The sequence below is a fragment of the Mesorhizobium sp. M1338 genome, assembly GCF_040318045.1.
GTDB lineage: Bacteria > Pseudomonadota > Alphaproteobacteria > Rhizobiales > Rhizobiaceae > Mesorhizobium.
Window position 1 is genome coordinate 71724 of sequence record NZ_JAMYLL010000013.1, and the last position, 17356, is coordinate 89079.

Annotated in this window: 17 protein-coding genes; 7 read left to right on the forward strand and 10 right to left on the reverse strand. The window is 61.4% G+C overall.

The window, feature by feature from the left end; translation table 11 throughout:
* Nucleotides 1-40: 40 nt before the first annotated feature.
* The 8 genes from NKH19_RS14800 to NKH19_RS14835 all read right to left on the reverse strand — a co-directional run bounded on the left by NKH19_RS14800 (nt 41) and on the right by NKH19_RS14835 (nt 8812).
* A complete protein-coding gene (locus tag NKH19_RS14800; protein WP_352868197.1) occupies nt 41-1531 on the reverse strand; it encodes a replicative DNA helicase in 1491 nt (496 codons plus the stop codon).
* 219 nt (nt 1532-1750) lie between these two features.
* Entirely contained in the window at nt 1751-2728 is a 978-nt protein-coding gene (locus tag NKH19_RS14805; protein ID WP_352868195.1) for a small ribosomal subunit Rsm22 family protein, read from the reverse strand.
* 1 nt (nt 2729) lies between these two features.
* Nucleotides 2730-3053, reverse strand: a complete 324-nt coding sequence (locus tag NKH19_RS14810) for a YnfA family protein (RefSeq protein ID WP_352868192.1) — start codon at nt 3051-3053, stop codon at nt 2730-2732.
* A gap of 68 nt (nt 3054-3121) precedes the next feature.
* Nucleotides 3122-4426, reverse strand: a complete 1305-nt coding sequence (locus NKH19_RS14815; RefSeq protein ID WP_352982318.1) for a cyclopropane fatty acid synthase — start codon at nt 4424-4426, stop codon at nt 3122-3124.
* Nucleotides 4427-4699: 273 nt separating this feature from the next.
* Nucleotides 4700-5284, reverse strand: coding sequence for a 50S ribosomal protein L9 (gene rplI / locus NKH19_RS14820; RefSeq protein ID WP_352868186.1), 585 nt, complete (start codon nt 5282-5284; stop codon nt 4700-4702).
* Nucleotides 5285-5583: 299 nt separating this feature from the next.
* Nucleotides 5584-5832, reverse strand: a complete 249-nt coding sequence (rpsR, locus tag NKH19_RS14825) for a 30S ribosomal protein S18 (RefSeq protein ID WP_006203718.1) — start codon at nt 5830-5832, stop codon at nt 5584-5586.
* On the reverse strand, nt 5832-6323 hold the full coding sequence (rpsF, locus tag NKH19_RS14830; RefSeq protein ID WP_352868182.1) for a 30S ribosomal protein S6: 492 nt from the start codon (nt 6321-6323) through the stop codon (nt 5832-5834). The genes rpsR and rpsF overlap by 1 nt, the downstream gene beginning before the upstream one ends.
* Nucleotides 6324-6883: 560 nt before the next feature.
* Nucleotides 6884-8812, reverse strand: a complete 1929-nt coding sequence (locus tag NKH19_RS14835) for an LTA synthase family protein (protein WP_352868179.1) — start codon at nt 8810-8812, stop codon at nt 6884-6886.
* A 277-nt stretch (nt 8813-9089) separates the two neighbouring features.
* Between NKH19_RS14835 and fabD the strand changes: the two genes are divergently transcribed.
* From fabD to fabG, 4 genes are all read left to right on the forward strand, one after another.
* Nucleotides 9090-10043: an ACP S-malonyltransferase gene (gene fabD, locus NKH19_RS14840; RefSeq protein WP_352868176.1), complete on the forward strand. Its 954-nt coding sequence runs from the start codon at nt 9090-9092 to the stop codon at nt 10041-10043.
* Between the two features lie 72 nt (nt 10044-10115).
* Nucleotides 10116-10337 carry a type II toxin-antitoxin system RelB family antitoxin gene (gene relB, locus NKH19_RS14845; protein WP_352868173.1) on the forward strand — a complete coding sequence of 74 codons (222 nt, stop codon included), beginning with the start codon at nt 10116-10118 and terminating at the stop codon, nt 10335-10337.
* Nucleotides 10321-10587 carry a type II toxin-antitoxin system RelE family toxin gene (locus NKH19_RS14850; protein WP_352868170.1) on the forward strand — a complete coding sequence of 89 codons (267 nt, stop codon included), beginning with the start codon at nt 10321-10323 and terminating at the stop codon, nt 10585-10587. The genes relB and NKH19_RS14850 overlap by 17 nt, the downstream gene beginning before the upstream one ends.
* A 40-nt stretch (nt 10588-10627) precedes the next feature.
* Nucleotides 10628-11365, forward strand: a complete 738-nt coding sequence (gene fabG, locus NKH19_RS14855) for a 3-oxoacyl-[acyl-carrier-protein] reductase (protein WP_352599135.1) — start codon at nt 10628-10630, stop codon at nt 11363-11365.
* 18 nt (nt 11366-11383) lie between these two features.
* Here fabG and NKH19_RS14860 read toward each other — a convergent pair whose 3' ends face one another.
* Complete coding sequence (locus tag NKH19_RS14860; RefSeq protein WP_352868283.1) at nt 11384-13357, reverse strand: putative bifunctional diguanylate cyclase/phosphodiesterase; 1974 nt, start codon at nt 13355-13357, stop codon at nt 11384-11386.
* 22 nt (nt 13358-13379) lie between these two features.
* Complete coding sequence (locus NKH19_RS14865) at nt 13380-13910, reverse strand: putative pterin-binding protein (RefSeq protein ID WP_352868167.1); 531 nt, start codon at nt 13908-13910, stop codon at nt 13380-13382.
* A 498-nt stretch (nt 13911-14408) separates the two neighbouring features.
* Between NKH19_RS14865 and NKH19_RS14870 the strand changes: the two genes are divergently transcribed.
* The 3 genes from NKH19_RS14870 to mltG all read left to right on the forward strand — a co-directional run bounded on the left by NKH19_RS14870 (nt 14409) and on the right by mltG (nt 17292).
* Nucleotides 14409-14645, forward strand: a complete 237-nt coding sequence (locus NKH19_RS14870; protein WP_006203723.1) for an acyl carrier protein — start codon at nt 14409-14411, stop codon at nt 14643-14645.
* A 34-nt stretch (nt 14646-14679) separates the two neighbouring features.
* Nucleotides 14680-15942 (forward strand): beta-ketoacyl-ACP synthase II, encoded by a 1263-nt coding sequence (fabF, locus tag NKH19_RS14875; RefSeq protein ID WP_352868162.1) that lies wholly within the window; start codon nt 14680-14682, stop codon nt 15940-15942.
* A 102-nt stretch (nt 15943-16044) separates the two neighbouring features.
* Nucleotides 16045-17292 (forward strand): endolytic transglycosylase MltG, encoded by a 1248-nt coding sequence (mltG, locus tag NKH19_RS14880; protein WP_352868159.1) that lies wholly within the window; start codon nt 16045-16047, stop codon nt 17290-17292.
* Nucleotides 17293-17356: the final 64 nt, after the last annotated feature.

The following is a 17356-nucleotide window of genomic DNA, read 5'->3' on the forward strand; positions in this document are numbered from 1 at the left end:
ACAGAGGGGGGCGCGAAGGAACGAGGCCTGTCTCAATAGGTCACTCGAACCTTTCCGGCAGATGATGCTCCTCGGCAAGGTCGGAGAAGCGGGTGAACTCGCCCTGGAAGGCAAGGCTGACGGTGCCGGTCGGTCCGTGGCGCTGCTTGGCGATGATCACTTCGGCCTTGCCCTGGACCTCGATCATCTTCGCCTCCCAGGCGAGGTGCTCGGGCGTGCCTTTCTCCGGTTCCTTGTTCTTGATGTAATATTCCTCGCGGTACACGAACAGCACCACGTCGGCATCCTGCTCGATCGAGCCCGATTCGCGCAGGTCCGACAGCTGCGGATGCTTGTCGTCGCGGCTTTCGACCTGACGCGAGAGCTGCGAGAGGGCGATGATCGGCACGCCAAGCTCCTTGCCGAGCGCTTTCAGTCCGGTGGTGATCTCCGTGATTTCCTGGACGCGGTTCTGCGACGCCTTGGCGGATGAACCCTGCATCAGCTGGATATAGTCGATGACCATCAGATCCAGCCCGCGCTGGCGCTTGAGGCGGCGGGCGCGGGCCGCGAGCTGGGCGATCGAAATACCGCCCGTCTGGTCGATATAAAGCGGCCGCTTGTGGTTCTCTTGAGTGTAGGCGACGAGCTTGCCGAAATCGGCTTCCGTCAAATCGCCGCGCCTGATCTTCGACGACGGGATCTCGGTCTGCTCGGAAATGATGCGGGTGGCCAGCTGCTCGGACGACATTTCGAGCGAGAAGAAGCCGACGACGCCGCCATTGGCCGCCTTGACGGAACCGTCGGCCTGCTGGGCCGGCTCATAAGCGGCAGCGATGTTGTAGGCGATGTTGGTGGCCAGCGACGTCTTGCCCATGCCCGGGCGGCCGGCGATGATGATCAAATCCGATGGCTGCAAGCCGCCCATGCGGTGGTCGAGATCGCGCAGGCCGGTGGCAATGCCGGACAGGTGGCCGTCGCGCATATAGGCCGCGCTGGCCATGTCGACGGCATTCTTCAACGCATCGGAAAAACTTTCGAACCCGCCATCGTAGCGACCGTTTTCGGCCAGCTCGAACAGGCGGCGTTCGGCGTCTTCGATCTGTTCGCCGGGCGCCATGTCGACCGGCGCGTCATAGGCGATGTTGACCATGTCCTCGCCGACGGTGATCAGCGCGCGGCGCGTGGCAAGGTCATAGATGGCGCGGCCATAATCGGTGGCGTTGACGACGGTCACCGCCTCCACCGCCAGCCGCACGACATATTGCGCCATCGTCATGTCGCCGACCTTCTCATCGGCCGGCAGGAAGGTTTTTAGCGTTATCGGCGTCGCGACCTTGCCCATGCGGATGAACTCGGACGCCACCTCATAGATTTTGCGGTGCAGCGGCTCGTAGAAATGGCTGGCCTTGAGGAAGTCCGAGACGCGGTAGAAGGCGTCGTTGTTGACGAGGATGGCGCCGAGCAGCGCCTGCTCGGCCTCGATATTGTTTGGCGCTTCACGATAAAGCGGTGTTTCCGCGACGCCGAATTTTCGCGCTGCCTCTGCCATGATATCCCCGATTTTGATCCCGACCTTCGATATCAGAACGAGACGAGTCGATGCTGACCTTTCTGCATCACTGCGCGACCAAAGAGCCTCGATGCCCGTTGTTCACAGGAACGACCAATCGTCCACAGGAGAGTATGCCCGCGCCCCGATTCCGATTGACTCGACAAGGCGATGATTCGTATCCGACTCGTCAGAACGAAGCAAGAACGATTTCGCCGTTCATGTTGCCGCTTTGTCCAGCCTGTCGCCCCAGCCAAGCCGCCGGGCGAGCTTGAAGTCGGCGCCGTCGCGCTTGGTGAACAAGCGCTCGGCGGCAGTGCCGTCTTCCCTGCAAAGCTTGAGCAGAACCTTGCTGGAGCCGGATTTCGGCGGCGCAAGAACGCGTGCCTGGTGTGAAGTGGGCGCGTCTCGGGAAGCCGCGACATAGATGAACTTCTCGTCTTCCCAAGGCACGTCGGCGTCCTTGGCCAGCCGGTGCAGGCGCGAGCGGGCGACGCGGCGGGAAAAATGGCACCAGTCGGGCTGGGCGAGCGGGCAGGGCGCCTGATGCGGGCAAGGGGCAAGCACATGCGCGCCCGCCTCGATCAGCTGTCGGCGCACGGCAAGTATTCGTTGCCATCCGGCAGGGGTGCCCGGCTCGACGATCAGCAGCGTGTCGGCGGTGAGCTGCCAGAGCCGGTCGATGAGCTTCTGCAGCGAGGCCGGGGCAATTTCATCCAGCACATAGGCGCACGTCACCAGATCCGCTGGCTCGAGGCCGGCAAGATCGATGGTGACGTCGCCGGCCAGCCAACTGGTCTGGGCGAAAATCGCGTCGCCCGCTAGCGCCTCGCCCACCTTGCGCACCGCCGCGCTCGCTTCCAGCAGCACCGCCTGTTCGAGATCGGGCCACTGGTCGGTCGTGGCCCAAAGCACCGTACCAGGGCCGGCGCCGACATCGAGCAGGCTCCTGGGCTGAAAGTCGGGCCTGGCGTCGCTCAGCGCGTCGAGGCTGGCACGGATCGCGGCATAGGTCGCCGGAAGCCGCGTCGCCAGATAGGCCTTCACCGCCAGATCCTCGGCCATATGCAGGCGGCCGTCGCGCAACTCGGCACGGTAGCGGTCGGACAGCATCTTTGCCGCTTGCTTGAGCACCGCCAGCGGAATGTTTTCGAGCAGACGCTCGACACCTTGGCGAAGTTGGGCCGGCAGTTCCATCTCACGCGCCCCGCGGGGCGAGAAGGATCACCGAAGCGCCTGCAATGCAGAGCGCCGCTCCGGCAAAATCCCAGCGGTCGGGGCGCACACCCTCCACCAGCCACAGCCAGCCAAGCGACGCCGCGATGTAGATGCCGCCATAGGCGGCGTAGGCGCGGCCGGCGGCGTTCGTGTCGACCAGCGCCAGCAGGAGGCCGAACAGCGCGAGCGAGGCGAGACCGGGGAGCAGCCAAAGCGGCGACTTTTCCAATCGCCACCAGGCCCAGAACGAAAAGCAGCCGGCGATCTCGGCCAGGGCGGCAGCGGCATAGAGGACATAGGTCATGAAAAAGGTCCCGAGACGATCACGGGACCTTTTTCAGTGCAGGCGCCGACAATGGCAAGCGGCAATGCTTATTCCGGATCCGCAACCTTGCGGCGGCGAGCTGGCTTGGCGGCGGGGCTCTTTTTGACCGGCGCCGTTTCGCGATGCCCCATATCACGCATCTCAAGCGCCTTCTCGCACTTGGCCATGTAATCGCGTGTCATCGGCAGCGTGTCGTTCTTCTTGGTGATCTGGATCTGAAAGATGACCAGATCCTGCCAGCGGAAGGCTGCTTCCGAGGCCGCCAGGTAGAATTCCCACATACGGCAGAAGCGCTCGTCATAAATCGCCTTGGCCTTGTCGCGGTTGGCGGCGAAGCGCTGGCCCCAGTGCTTCAGCGTGTCGGCATAGTGGAGCCGCAGGATTTCGACGTCGCTGACGACCAGGCCCGATTTCTCGATCGCCGGCATGACTTCCGAAAGCGCGGGTATATAGCCGCCCGGGAAGATGTATTTGCGGATGAAGGCGCTGGTTGCCCACGGCACGCCGGAACGGCCGATCGTGTGCAACAGCATGACGCCGTCCGGCTTGAGCAGCGTCGCGCTCTTGTCGAAGAAGGTGCGATAGTGGTTGACGCCGACATGTTCGAACATGCCGACCGAGACGATGCAGTCGAAACGCTCGTTGAGCTCGCGGTAGTCCTTGAGCTCGAAATGTACGCGGCTTTCCAGCCCTTGCGCGTGCGCCCGGTCCGTTGCGACGCCGTGCTGCTCGGTCGACAATGTCACGCCCTGCACGTCGACGTCGAACGCCTTGGCGAGGTAGAGACCGAGCCCGCCCCAACCGGAGCCGATGTCGAGCACCGTCTGGCCGGCTTTCAGCCTGAGCTTGGCGGCGATATGGCGTTTCTTGGCGGCCTGCGCTTCGTCGAGCGTCATGTCCGGTTGTTCGAAATAGGCGCAGGAATACTGCATGTCGTCGTCGAGGAAGAGCCGGTAGAGATCGCCTGACAGATCGTAGTGGCGCTGGACGTTGCGGCGCGAGCGCGAAGCGGTGTTGATCTGCTGCAGGCGGCGGAAGGCGTGGCGCAGGCCTTCTATGGCTTTCGACCAGGTGGCGTCGATGCCGCCGCTGCCCATATTCTGGAAGGCGATGCGCATCACGCCCAGCACGCCACCTTCGAGAATGTCGAGTTCGCCGTCCATGTAGGATTCCGGAACCGCCAGCATCGGATCTAAGGTGATGGCGCGCTCGGCATGCGCGGTCTTGATGTGCATGTGCACCGGTTCGCCGCTGCCGTCGCCGAAAACCACCGTCGCGCCCTTGGCGCCGGTTACCTTGAGATTGCCGGTGCGCACCAGGCGGTCGAGAACGCGCTTCAACAGAATATTCATGACCAAATGTCCCCTCTCGGCCAGACAGGCTGTCTTGGCGCGTAACCGCGAAAATCAGAATCGATTTCGAGGAGCCTTGCGCCGAGCCAAAGTTCACAACGTCACTTGCGCGACCAAAGGACGCGCGACGCTATAGTCTGCAACAATATATAGGGGTTCGAAAAGTTCCATTTGGCACAAAAATGCCCGGGCAAGAGGCCCGGGCATTGGTCCAGTATGGCTGGATGCCGGCAAAGTGATCGGAGCACAGCTCCAAACCTCCGCGACGTATGATCAGGCGTTGTCTTCGCCACCCTCGAATTCGGTGTTCGGGTCGAAGAAGTTTTCCGGCCGGGCATTGTCGTTGATGTCCTCGCCATAGATGGCCTCGGCGGTGGTCAGTGTCTCGCCCTTGGCCTGGCGTTCGGCTTCGTCGGCCGTGCGGGCGATGTTGAGCGTGATCGTGACTTCGACTTCCGGATGCAGCGCGATTGCCACATTGGTGACGCCGATGGTCTTGATCGGCTGGTTGAGCAGGATCTGGTTGCGGTTGATCGAAAAACCTTCCGCCGTCAGCAGGTCGGCGATGTCGCGGGTCGACACTGAACCGTAAAGCTGTCCGGTTTCACCAGCGGAGCGAACGGCGATGAAGCTCTTGCCGTCGAGCTTTTCGGCGACTTGGGCAGCTTCCGACTTGCGCTCGAGGTTGCGGGCTTCGAGCTGGGCGCGCTGGCCTTCGAACTTCTTCTTGTTGCCTTCGTTGGCGCGCAGCGCCTTGCCCTGCGGCAGCAGGAAGTTACGGGCAAAGCCGTCCTTGACCTTGACGGTATCGCCCATCTGGCCGAGGCGGGAAACGCGTTCGAGAAGAATGACTTCCATGGTTTTGTTCCTTTGGTTGGGCGCCAATCGATCGATGAGGTCGACGCCGAATGTCTCTGGAACAGGTCAGGAAGCTTGAGCGCCTGGGGCGCTGGTGTCGCTGTCCTGCCTGTCGCGGCAGTTAGAGGTTTTTGACCTCAACCCGGGATTTGACGTTCAACCCTGCGGCGCCCGTCGCCGTGGGAGAAGAGCGGGCGGCGAACCGCCCGCATGCTAGATCATGATCCCGAAAAGTGGATACCGGTTTTCTCGGACAAACGGAAACCGTTTGTCCAGAGATCATGGTCAAACTAAAAGTCTTAGCGAACCACGTAGGGCAGCAGGCCGAGGAAACGGGCGCGCTTGATCGCCTTGGCGAGTTCGCGCTGCTTCTTCTGGCTGACCGCGGTGATGCGCGACGGCACGATCTTGCCGCGCTCGGAAATGTAGCGCTGCAGGAGACGCACGTCCTTGTAGTCGATCTTGGGCGCGTTGGCGCCGGAGAACGGGCAGGTCTTGCGACGGCGATGGAACGGGCGCCGGGTCGGGATCTGATTGATGTCGACCATTATTCTGCACCCCCTTCAAAGCCTTCGCGCGGACGGCGCGGACCGCGATCGGCACCGGCGTCGCCGAACGAGCGCGGCGGACGGTCGCCACGATCACGGTCGCCGAACGAGCGTGGACCACGATCGCCACGGTCGCGATCGCCGAAACCGCCGCGTTCCGAGCGCTCTTCGCGCTTCTGCATCATGGCCGAAGGGCCTTCCTCATGCGCCTCGACCTTGATGGTCAGGAAACGCAGCACGTCTTCGGACAGGCCCATCTGGCGCTCCATCTCGTTGAGCGCGGCCGGCGGGCAATTCAGGTCCATCAGCGTGTAGTAAGCCTTCCGGTTCTTGTTGACCCGGTAGGTGAGGGACTTCAGTCCCCAGTTCTCGACCCGGCCGACGGACCCGCCATTCGCGGAGATGACACCCTTGTACTGTTCGACAAGCGCATCGACCTGCTGCTGCGAGAGGTCCTGCCGGGCAAGAAACACATGTTCGTAAAGAGCCATTATGTCTTATGCCTTTCTTCGTTTCTCTCCCGGTTCCCGGCGGCAAAAGCCTCTGCAACTTCTCTGACCCGCAAAATCGGGGAAGAAAGGAGCATGACGAGACGGTCGAGAGCGGAGACACGGGAGGCGGAAGCACTTCTGGCATCACACGGAGGTTTTCGAAAAAACCTCCGGCCCTCCGTTCAGCCCCCAGCTAGGACCGGCAGATTGCGGGCGTCTATATAGCAATCCGGCGGCAAAGCAAGGGCAGACGACGTCCTCCGTGTCGCAGGCGGCGAAAAAATCAAGCAGCAACAACGGCAAGGTTTGTGGCGGCAAACCACGGCTTAACCGCACTATCAGGTTGTGCGGAGTTGAGCCCCCGCCGCCAACCGCACGCTTTACAGCGCCTGTGCTTCGGATCCGAGCGACTATTATGCCGTAAACGATCCGACCAAACTGCCGAACGTGTTCCTGGGGTTCGCCAACAAGTTCACGAAGCTGCAATTGACGAACTGAACACCCAACCGAACGGTCGAACCGGGTCCAGATGGACAAGTCTGTTCAACTCGCCAGTCTGTTCAACTCGTATGAGCGACAACCTTGTCGACCGTTTCGGGGAAGAAGTCGGGCGCCGCGTGGCGTTTGCCGAACATCATGTCGTACTGCAACAGGCGGAAATCGCGGATCGCTGGATCGATCTCTTTCTGCCGCGCCCAATCGGGCGTGGCCTCGCCAGCCGGCGTCAGCAACAGGTTGCGGTCGACGACGCGGTAGCGCTCGCTCATCTCGCCCAGGAAGCCGGTGTAGTAGGGATGAGTGATGCCGGCCGTCTTCAGGATATGATAGGGCAGGAAGGCCGGGCTGACGGCGCCCATGTCTTCAGCCGGCCCGGTGCGGTTCGACCAGATGACCAGCGGCGTCTCGTGGTGTTCGAGGGCGGCCTCGGGCGACGCTTCCTTGCGCGGCGCGACATTGTCCTTGAGGAAGCCGGTTTCGACGTAGACCGGCCCTAGCGGCGGCAGATGGTCGCCGAAGAAGGCGATCACGGTCGGGCGAGAGCGTTTCTTTGCCCATTCGACCAGGCGTTCAAGGCCGCGATCGGCGTCGGCCGAGCCCTCGGCGTAGCTGAGCAGCGATTCGCGCGCCCACTGGCTGATCGGCGCCTGCACCGTATGCGTCGGATTGTAGTAGCGGTTCGGCTCGTAGGGGCCGTGGTTTTGCAGGCTGACCGCAAAGAAGAACACCGGCTCGTCGCTGGCGTCGGCCTCGCCGATGATCTCGTCGGTCATCGCCGCGTCCGATGCCAACGGCCCGCGCTTTTGCATCGGCGGCAGCGTCTCTTCCGACTTGAAGTCGTTGAAGCCGAAATCAGCGTAGACCGCGCCACGGTTCCAGAACCAGTTCGTGCCGGGGTGGATGGCGCGCGCCCGGTAACCCTGGCTCTTGAGGAAGGTTGCCAGCGAAGGCGTCGGCGTGCGCACATATTGCTGATAGGGGATGCTGCCGGCCGGCAGGAACGCGTTGGAGAAGCCAGTCAGCGCCTCGAACTCGATGTTGGCGGTCATGCCGCCGAATTCCGGAGAGAACATCGAGCCCGAGCGCAGCGCCCGCACATTGGGGATCGGATCGGGCTTGATGGTGACGCCGGGCAACTTGGTCGGATCCCAGAAGGATTCGCTCATGACGATGATGATGTCGGGCTTCTCGGCCGGCACCGAGGCGGTCACATCAGGCCTGCCGATCGCCGCGATCGCCTTGTCGGAATAGCCCGGCGGGGCCGAGACATGCGCCATCGGCACATTGAGGGCAAAGGCCAGCGCAAAGCCGTTGGAGGCATAGTTCTCTTTCTGGTCCCACATGATCGGGATGATCTGCAGCCTGTCCCTGGTCCAGGAGAAGGTGGCGTAGTCCATGATCGAGACGAAGAAGGCGAGCAGCGGCACTGCCAGCGTCAGCCGGGCAAGGCGTCCCTTGCGGCTGAGCGCCGGCACCTTGCGGCGCCACAGCCGCCAGCCGTAGACGAGCAGCGATAGGCCGGCGACGATGCCTGCGACCATGGCGAGCGCGGTCATCGGCCGGTCGCGCACCAGGAGCGGCAACAGCGCGAAGATCTGGCGGGCATAGAGGAAATCGGTCGGATAGAGCGGATCGCCGAGATAGTGCGACTTCTGGTGACCGACGAAAGCAAGGGAAAGCGTCAGCGGCGCGACGATCATCAGGCTCTGGTGGCTGCGCCCAAGCACCGCATCGAGGCCGATCAGGATCAGCGCAAACACGACAATGGTGGTCCAGCCCGGCTTGAGTGGCTGCAGGAAGAAGGAGATCGTGCCGGCAAAGTCGCCGCGCACGATCAGCTCGATGGCAAACACCAGGATTGCAGCGATCGCCAGGCTGACCAGCCCATAGCGCACGACCGGCCATCTCCTGCCCGGCAGGTAGCCGGTGGAGGGGTCGTCTTCCAGGAACTGCGGCGCGGCCTTACCGGCGCGTTTCGAACTCTTTGCCACTTTTGATTTCCCCACCCAGCGACAAACACGTCACTCGGTTGTCATGGAACTGTCACCCAATGCTAGCGCCTGTGGCCAAAATAAGAAGAGCCAGCAAACGAATCGTGAGCGGTTTTCATCAGGAGTGATCGCCAAAAAGCTTTTCGGAACAGGCACTCGGCGTGTGACACTGCCGTCAGGAAGGGTTGAAGTGGCTTGACTTGGCGGCCCGCCTTGCGTCACAGGCAAGCAAAACTCGTCTACCAGGCAAGCAAAACCAACCCTTGGGAGCCCTCGCATGGCCGTTGCATTCACCTTTCCTGGACAAGGCAGCCAGGCTGTCGGCATGGGCAAGGATCTCGCCGACGCCTTTCCGGAGGCGCGCGGGATTTTCCAGGAAGTCGATGACGCGCTCGGCGAAAACCTGTCGAAGCTGATCTGGGAAGGGCCGGAAGAGACGTTGACGCTGACCGCAAACGCGCAACCGGCGCTGATGGCGGTGTCGCTCGCCGCGATCCGGGCGCTGGAATCGCGTGGTTTGTCGCTGAAAGGCAAGGTCGCCTATGTCGCCGGCCATTCGCTGGGCGAATATTCGGCGTTAGCCGCTGCTGGCTTCGTTTCGATTGCCGATGCCGCCCGGCTCTTGCGCATCCGTGGCAACGCCATGCAGGCGGCGGTGCCGGCCGGCGAGGGCGCGATGGCGGCGATCATCGGACTGGAACAGGCCGATGTCGAAGCTGCCTGCGCCGAGGCCGCCGAAGCGGCCGGGAAGGGCTCTGTCTGCCAGGTGGCGAACGACAATGGCGGTGGCCAACTGGTCATTTCCGGTGCAAGAGCCGCGGTCGAACTGGCGGCGAAACTTTGCACCGAGAAAGGCGCCAAGCGCGCGCTGATGCTGCAAGTGTCCGCGCCCTTCCACTCTGCGCTGATGACGCCCGCGGCCGAGATCATGCGCGAGGCACTGGCCAGCGTGACGAAGGCCGCGCCGGTGGTGCCCATCGTCTCCAACGTCACCGTCACCCCGACCAATGACCCCGACGAGATCGCGCGGCGTCTGGTCGAGCAGGTGGTCGCCCGCGTGCGCTGGCGCGAAACGGTGGAATGGCTCGGCGCAAACGGCGTCACCACGCTTTACGAGATCGGCGCCGGCAAGGTGCTTTCAGGATTGGCGCGGCGCATCAACCGCGACATCGCCACCGCGTCGGTCGGCTCGGCGGCCGAGGTCGACGCGGCGCTGGCAGCGTTGAGTTGACCTACACACACCGGACTTGAAATCCCGACGTCATGACGATACATGAATACATGTATTCACAAGGAGAGCGGTATGCCGACCTCGATCCGACTTGCTCCCGAAATCGAAGAACGCTTGGATTTTCTCGCGACCAAGACCGGCCGGAGCAAAGCTTACTATCTACGTGAGCTTATCGAACGCGGTCTTGAGGACATAGAGGACTATTATCTCGCGGCCGAGGTCCTGGAACGGATCAGACGCGGTGAGGAGGATGTCGTGAAGCCTGAGGACTTCTGGCGTGGCCTGGACGCTTGAATATGCCCGCTCGGCGCGCAAATTCGTCGAAAAGTTGGATCCGCAGACACGCAACCGAATTCGCGACTTCATCGAGAACCGTATCGCCGCTCTCGACAATCCACGGGAGGCTGGCAAACCGCTGAAGGGTCCGCTTGCGACCTTTTGGAGGTATCGGGTTGGGGATTATCGAATTATCTGTGATGTGCAGGACAGCCGGCTCGTAATTCTGGTGGTGACGATAGGCCATCGCGGCGACGTTTACAGATAGCCAATTCGCGGGCTGTCCGATTTGAGAAGAGGATTGAGACATGTTCGAATTGACTGGCCGAAAGGCGCTCGTCACCGGTGCATCGGGCGGCATCGGTGAGGCCATCGCCAGGGTGCTGCATGCGCAAGGCGCGATCGTTGGCCTGCATGGCACCCGCGTCGAGAAATTGGAAGCGCTAGCCACCGAGCTTGGCGACCGGGTCAAGCTCTTCCCGGCCAATCTGTCGAACCGCGACGAGGTCAAGGCGCTCGGCCAGAAGGCGGAGGCCGATCTCGAAGGCGTCGACATCCTGGTCAACAACGCCGGCATCACCAAGGACGGGCTGTTCGTGCGCATGTCGGATGCCGACTGGGACACCGTGCTCGAGGTCAACCTGACCGCCGTGTTCCGGCTGACCCGCGAACTCACTCATCCGATGATGCGCCGCCGCCACGGCCGCATCATCAACATAACCTCGGTCGTCGGCGTCACCGGCAATCCCGGCCAGACCAACTACTGCGCCTCCAAGGCCGGCATGATCGGCTTTTCCAAATCGCTGGCGCAGGAGATCGCCACCCGCAACATCACCGTCAACTGCGTCGCCCCGGGCTTCATCGAATCGGCGATGACCGGCAAGCTCAACGACAAGCAGAAAGAGGCGATCATGGCGGCGATCCCGACGCGCCGCATGGGCACCAGCGTTGAAGTCGCGTCCGCCGTCGCCTATCTCGCCTCCAACGAAGCCGCCTACGTCACCGGCCAGACCATCCATGTAAATGGCGGCATGGCGATGATCTGACCGGACGTGGCACGATGACTAGGCGGAGAGGTTCAGCTTGAATTTTCCCGCGCTGCTCGTCCTGCCTCGCCGGGCAATCATATGATTTGTCAGCAAGGTTTCTTCGATGGGCTTCGACATAAAGAACCCTTGAGCGCGGTGACATTGTTCAGCGATCAGAAAATCTAGCTGCGCTTCGTTTTCCACCCCTTCCGCCACGACTGTCAGACTGAGCGAATTGGCCAGCGCTATGATCCCTCGCACGACATTCTGCTTTTTCGGGGACGATGCCAAATCGCTCAAGAAGGATCGGTCGATCTTCAATTGATCCAGGTTGAAATCGGCGAGATAGCCGAAACTCGCATAGCCAGATCCAAAATCGTCGAGTGCCAAACTGACTCCGATGTTTCGAATTTCGGTCAGGATATCCAAAGCGCTTCGGCTGTTCTGGACAAACACCCCTTCAGTGATTTCCAGCTGCAGACGTGACGTCGGCAGTCCCGTTTGTCGCAACACTTCAACCAGGTGGGTGAAGTACACGTCGTTCTGAAGACTCTTGCCTGAGACATTTACCGAGCAGACAAAGTCCTCCGAGCAAATGGGCAGCCACTGTGCTGCCTGCCGGCAAGCCTTGCTCAAGACCAACTTGTCGAGTTCCAATATCAGGTCACTTCGTTCGGCTGTTGGAATAAACGACATCGGCGGCCGAATCGCCCCTGAGATCGGGTCGCGCCAGCGCACCAAGGCCTCGGCGCCGGTCATGCGGCCGGTTGCCAACTCAAATTGTGGTTGCCAGACCAGGAAGAATTCGTCGCAATTAAGCGCTCGCTTGATTGCGGCCTCTTCGCCAAGCTGCACATCGATTTGACTGAGGATTGCAGGCGAAAACGTCACCAGGCCGGCCCGCCCCTGGGCCTTTGCGGCATAGAGAGCGCTATCCGCGTTGCGCATCAAGGTTGAAATGTCCGCACCATGCTGCGGAAAACTGGCCATGCCGATGCTTGCGCCAACTCGAACTTGATGGCCTTCCAACTCGGCAAACCCATTCAATCGCTCCCGAAGACGATTGCCGAGACCTTTTTCGGCCGAATGCGTCACTCCAATCTCGATGACCGCGAACTCGTCTCCGCCCAATCGAACCGCAAACACATCGTCGGGGCGTTCGATCAACTGCAGGATTTCGGCGACGGCTTTCAGTAGGAGATCACCAACGTGATGGCCGAACGTATCGTTCACGTTCTTGAAATGATCGAGGTCGATCAGGTAAAGATGGAGTTGCCTGCCAGCTAGCTTTGCGCGATCCAGCAAATCGTCTCTATTGGCTGACATCCAGGCACGGTTCTTCAAACCAGTGGTCGCGTCACGCCAAGCCAGAAATTCCAGTTTTTTTATGGTCTCACGACGGCCAATAAGCAATACGGCGGTTCCGATTGCAAGTAGCGACAAAATCGCCAGCGCGAAGGCTATCTGATAATTAAATCTATTCAGGCTGATTTCCGAGGCGTAGAGATCGGCGTTTACCTGTTCGCCGAATTTATAATACTCATCATTCATTCGGGCTACGATCTGATCAAGTTCCAGCCCCATTTCCTTCAATCTGATTCCATCGAGAGGTAGCCCGGCCGCGATCAGCGCATCAATCCGCGTCACCGAGTCGTTGACGCGCGGCACGATCCCCGCATAGGCCGGAATTTCGCGACTCGTTCCACTGCCGTCGACCCGCTCGAAGCGGACATAAACCAGATCATTTGCCGCCAGTAACTGATCGAGGCTTGCTGCGGACGTGGGAGCAGCTTGAGCGAGCGAAATCATATCCCGCAAATGCGTTACGTCGCGTATGGCGATGTGGAATTCGCGGATGGCGAAAAACCCGAACCGGGGCAGCGAGGACTCTATCTTGCTGATGCTGAGAAACAACATCGTGATCAAGATGCCCGAACAGGCCACGGCCGCGGCTATGGCTGTCCCGTATGTAACCGGAACTCGCCAGCCCCTCTTTCCAAGCCTTGCCATCAAGGTCACGCGGAAGCTCAAACTAGCTGCCGGATTCAATCGCCTTGATCAGCCAGACCCATCGTGGTTTGCGAATCGGCGTATCGAAACCAGGATAGTCGTTGAGGGGGTATACGAGCCGGGTAGGACCCTGGGTGCGTCGGGTCAGTAACTTTCCGTCCTGTCGCGTGGCGAGCAGGAGAGGACCGTCGGTCCAGTCCTCTCTCGGAATTATCTGCACATAGTCGTCGACGGCTCGCAGAACCACAGAATCCTTGCCCTCCAATCCAACCAGCTTGAGCACATCGCTGAACAGGACACCTTCAAATGTAAGCTGGCCGCTTTCGAAAGGGCTTGGGGTAGTGATCCTATAGAGGCCGAGCTTCTCCAGTTGCCTCAACGTGATCGGAGTCGATTCACCGTTCTTCTGGATATTGAAAGCAACCGTGTCCGGCGGTTCTGGGAGCTTTATGGATTCCAATGCCCGCGCAGGCAGAATGCCAAGTGCGAAAACCGCCAGGAAGATTAGGCAGCGCTTGATCGTCAGGCGTCTTTTATTGAGCAAGGATGACATGCGTCCACTCCTTTTCTTATTATCGCAAGACAGCGCCACCGTCGCCGAGGCACCATTTCTTGACGGAATCATTAACGCTATCATGGCCGAGTAACTTTTCAGTTAGCGGCCTATCTCCAATGTCGATTTTCATCTGGCTGTCGTCGGCACGCGCAGGAAGCCCGTTTCGGACCGGTTCGCGTCTGGAACAATGACCCTAATCGACCCGCGTCGGTCGTCCTGCTGGACCATTCTCGCGGAATTTCCTTTGCGGGACGCCAGGCACGCACGCGACGGAGGGGATGGAGCGGGGTCGCGACAGAACCCGCTCAAAGTCATCGGAGAAGGCCCATTTCGGCTTGGACCTCAGCCGATTTTCGTGTAATGCGGCCCGCAACCCGGCGGTTCGGGCAAAAACCGGTCGTAGCCGTTGCGTTTCCGGCAGGACCATCTTTCAGCTTGATTAGCGGCATTCTGCCCGCTAACGAAGACAGACAAACAAAAGACGAGGATGCCCAAATGAGTGACACCGCAGAGCGCGTCAAGAAGATCGTCATCGAGCACCTTGGCGTCGATGCCGACAAAGTGACGGAGCAGGCGAGCTTCATCGATGATCTGGGCGCCGACAGCCTCGACACGGTCGAACTCGTCATGGCGTTCGAAGAAGAATTCGGCGTCGAGATTCCCGACGACGCGGCCGAGACGATCCTGACCGTCGGCGATGCGGTGAAATACATCGACAAGGCTTCGGCCTGATATTTTCCGCAGTCATCACCGGGGAGGACCTGCGATGAGGCGTGTCGTCGTCACGGGCCTTGGGCTGCTGTCACCGTTCGGCATGGGCTTCGAGCACAGCTGGAAGGAATTGCTGACCGGCCGCAGCGCTGCCAAGCGCGTCACCGAGTTCGAGGTGGAAGATCTTGCCTGCAAGATCGCCCACGTTATTCCGCGTGGCGACGGCAGCAATGCCACCTTCAATCCCGAGGCCGTGCTCGAGCCGAAGGAATTGCGCAAGGTCGGCGACTTCATCCTGTACGGGATTGCCGCCGCCGACGAAGCGCTGAAGGATTCCGGCTGGGAGCCGAAGACGCACGCCGAGCAATGCGCCACCGGCGTCCTGATCGGCTCCGGCATTGGCGGCATCGAGGGCATCGCCGAGAACGCGATGATCCTCAAGGAACGCGGCCCCCGCCGCATCAGCCCTTTCTTCATCCCGGGCCAGATCATCAATCTTGTCTCCGGGCAGGTTTCGATCCGGCACGGGCTGAAGGGCCCGAACCATGCCGTCGTCACGGCCTGCTCGACCGGCGCCCACGCCATTGGCGATGCCGCCCGGTTGATCATGTGGGGCGATGCCGACGTGATGCTCGCAGGCGGCGCCGAAGCGCCGGTGACGCGGCTGTCGATCGCCGGCTTCGCCGCGTGCCGGGCACTGTCGACAGAGCGCAATGATTCGCCGCAAACGGCGTCGCGCCCCTATGATCGGGACCGTGACGGCTTCGTTATGGGCGAGGGTGCCGGCGTTGTCGTGCTCGAGGAACTCGAGCATGCCAAGGCGCGCGGCTCCAAGATCTATGCCGAGGTGACGGGTTATGGTCTCACCGGCGACGCGCATCACATCACCGCGCCCGCCGAGGATGGCGATGGTGCCTTCCGTTGCATGATGGCGGCACTGAACCGTGCCAAGCTGACTCCTGCCGATGTCGACTACATCAACGCCCACGGCACCTCGACCATGGCCGACACGATTGAGCTCGGCGCCGTCGAGCGGCTTGTCGGCAATGCCGCGTCGAAGATTTCGATGTCGTCGACCAAGTCTTCGATCGGCCATCTGCTTGGGGCGGCGGGTGCCGCAGAAGCGATCTTTTCGATCCTTGCCATCAGAGACAATGTCGCGCCGCCGACCATCAACCTCGACAACCCGGAGCGAGAAACCGCGATCGACCTGGTTCCGAACAAGCCGCGTGCCCGCCAGATCGACGTGGCGCTGTCCAATTCCTTCGGCTTTGGCGGTACCAACGCGTCGCTGGTCTTCCAGCGCTACAATGGCTGATCGTCCGGCTGCCGGACGAAGCCTTGGCGTGCCGTCAATTTTGCCATATTCGCCTCTACTCTGCCGCTGGGGATTCGTTGGGCGATCAAACGGTAGGGCGAAATGAACACAAATCCGGCAGGCAACGGAGAATTCGGGCAGCGGCCGGCGACGTCCGGACCGATCGTGCCGAAAACGGCCAGCGAGGCGTTGCGGCCGGAGGCCGGCACGCCGCCGCCGAAGCGCTCGCGTGCGTCACGCAGCCAGGTCGTCGTGTTCATGAACTTCGTCATCTCCTCGGTGATGCTGATGGTTCTGGCGGCCGGCGTCGCCGTCTATTTCGGCAAGCAGGAATTCACCGAACCCGGCCCCTCGGCCAATGGCGACACCTTCCTGGTCAAGCCGAACACCGGTGTCCAGGATATCGCCGACCAACTCGAACGCCGCGGACTGGTCAGCGACGCTCGGATCTTCCGCCTTGGCGTGCGCGCCTTCGGCAATGATTCCGCGCTGAAGGCCGGAGAGTACGAGATCAAGCCCAGGGCTTCCATGCGCGACATCATGGAGCTTTTGAAGAGTGGCAAGTCGGTGATGTATTCGCTGACCGTTCCAGAGGGGCTGACGGTCGAGCAGGCGTTGCAGCGCATCGCCGGCGAGACTGCCTTGAGTGGCGATATGCCGGCGACCATTCCTCCGGAGGGCAGCCTCGCCACCGACACGCTGCGATTCACGCGCGGCGCGACGCGCCAGCAGATGGTCGACAAGCTGCTGGCAGATCAAAAGAAGCTGGTTGACGATGTCTGGCAGCGGCGCGCGCCGGACCTGCCGCTGGCCAACGTCGAGGAGTTCGTTACGCTGGCCTCGATCGTCGAGAAGGAAACGGGCAAGGGTGACGAGCGTTCACGGGTTGCCGCCGTCTTCTTGAACCGGCTTGCCAAGGGCATGCGGCTGCAGTCCGATCCAACCATCATCTACGGTCTGTTCGGCGGCAAGGGCAAGCCGGCGGACCGGCCGATCTACCAGTCGGACATCCAGAAGCAGACGCCCTACAACACCTATTTGATCAACGGCTTGCCGCCGACGCCGATCGCCAACCCGGGTCGTGCGGCGCTGGAGGCGGTAGCCAATCCGTCGAAGACCGACGACCTCTATTTCGTCGCCGATGGCACAGGCGGCCACATCTTTGCCGCGACTCTGGAAGAGCACAACGAGAATGTCGCCCGCTATCGCGCCTTGCAGAAGAAGCAGGCCGATGACGCCGCCAAGGCCGCCAACACCACCGGCGCCGTCGACAGCAATATCGACAAGCCCGCTGACGGTGGCCCCGCTGACAGTGCCGACGATAGCGGCGACGCGGGCGCTGCCCAGTAGAATAAAGAAAGGCGTTGCTCACCGGGCGACGCCCCGACATTTGCAAGAGCGCCGCGCGTCCGAT

Coding starts and splice junctions, on each gene's coding strand:
- NKH19_RS14800 (WP_352868197.1), bottom strand. CDS start 1,531: ATGGCAGAGGCAGCGCGAAAATTCGGCGTCGCGGAAACACCGCTTTAT.
- NKH19_RS14805 (WP_352868195.1), bottom strand. CDS start 2,728: ATGGAACTGCCGGCCCAACTTCGCCAAGGTGTCGAGCGTCTGCTCGAA.
- NKH19_RS14810 (WP_352868192.1), bottom strand. CDS start 3,053: ATGACCTATGTCCTCTATGCCGCTGCCGCCCTGGCCGAGATCGCCGGC.
- NKH19_RS14815 (WP_352982318.1), bottom strand. CDS start 4,426: ATGAATATTCTGTTGAAGCGCGTTCTCGACCGCCTGGTGCGCACCGGC.
- rplI (WP_352868186.1), bottom strand. CDS start 5,284: ATGGAAGTCATTCTTCTCGAACGCGTTTCCCGCCTCGGCCAGATGGGC.
- rpsR (WP_006203718.1), bottom strand. CDS start 5,832: ATGGTCGACATCAATCAGATCCCGACCCGGCGCCCGTTCCATCGCCGT.
- rpsF (WP_352868182.1), bottom strand. CDS start 6,323: ATGGCTCTTTACGAACATGTGTTTCTTGCCCGGCAGGACCTCTCGCAG.
- fabD (WP_352868176.1), top strand. CDS start 9,090: ATGGCCGTTGCATTCACCTTTCCTGGACAAGGCAGCCAGGCTGTCGGC.
- relB (WP_352868173.1), top strand. CDS start 10,116: ATGCCGACCTCGATCCGACTTGCTCCCGAAATCGAAGAACGCTTGGAT.
- fabG (WP_352599135.1), top strand. CDS start 10,628: ATGTTCGAATTGACTGGCCGAAAGGCGCTCGTCACCGGTGCATCGGGC.
- NKH19_RS14860 (WP_352868283.1), bottom strand. CDS start 13,357: ATGGCAAGGCTTGGAAAGAGGGGCTGGCGAGTTCCGGTTACATACGGG.
- NKH19_RS14865 (WP_352868167.1), bottom strand. CDS start 13,910: ATGTCATCCTTGCTCAATAAAAGACGCCTGACGATCAAGCGCTGCCTA.
- NKH19_RS14870 (WP_006203723.1), top strand. CDS start 14,409: ATGAGTGACACCGCAGAGCGCGTCAAGAAGATCGTCATCGAGCACCTT.
- fabF (WP_352868162.1), top strand. CDS start 14,680: ATGAGGCGTGTCGTCGTCACGGGCCTTGGGCTGCTGTCACCGTTCGGC.
- mltG (WP_352868159.1), top strand. CDS start 16,045: ATGAACACAAATCCGGCAGGCAACGGAGAATTCGGGCAGCGGCCGGCG.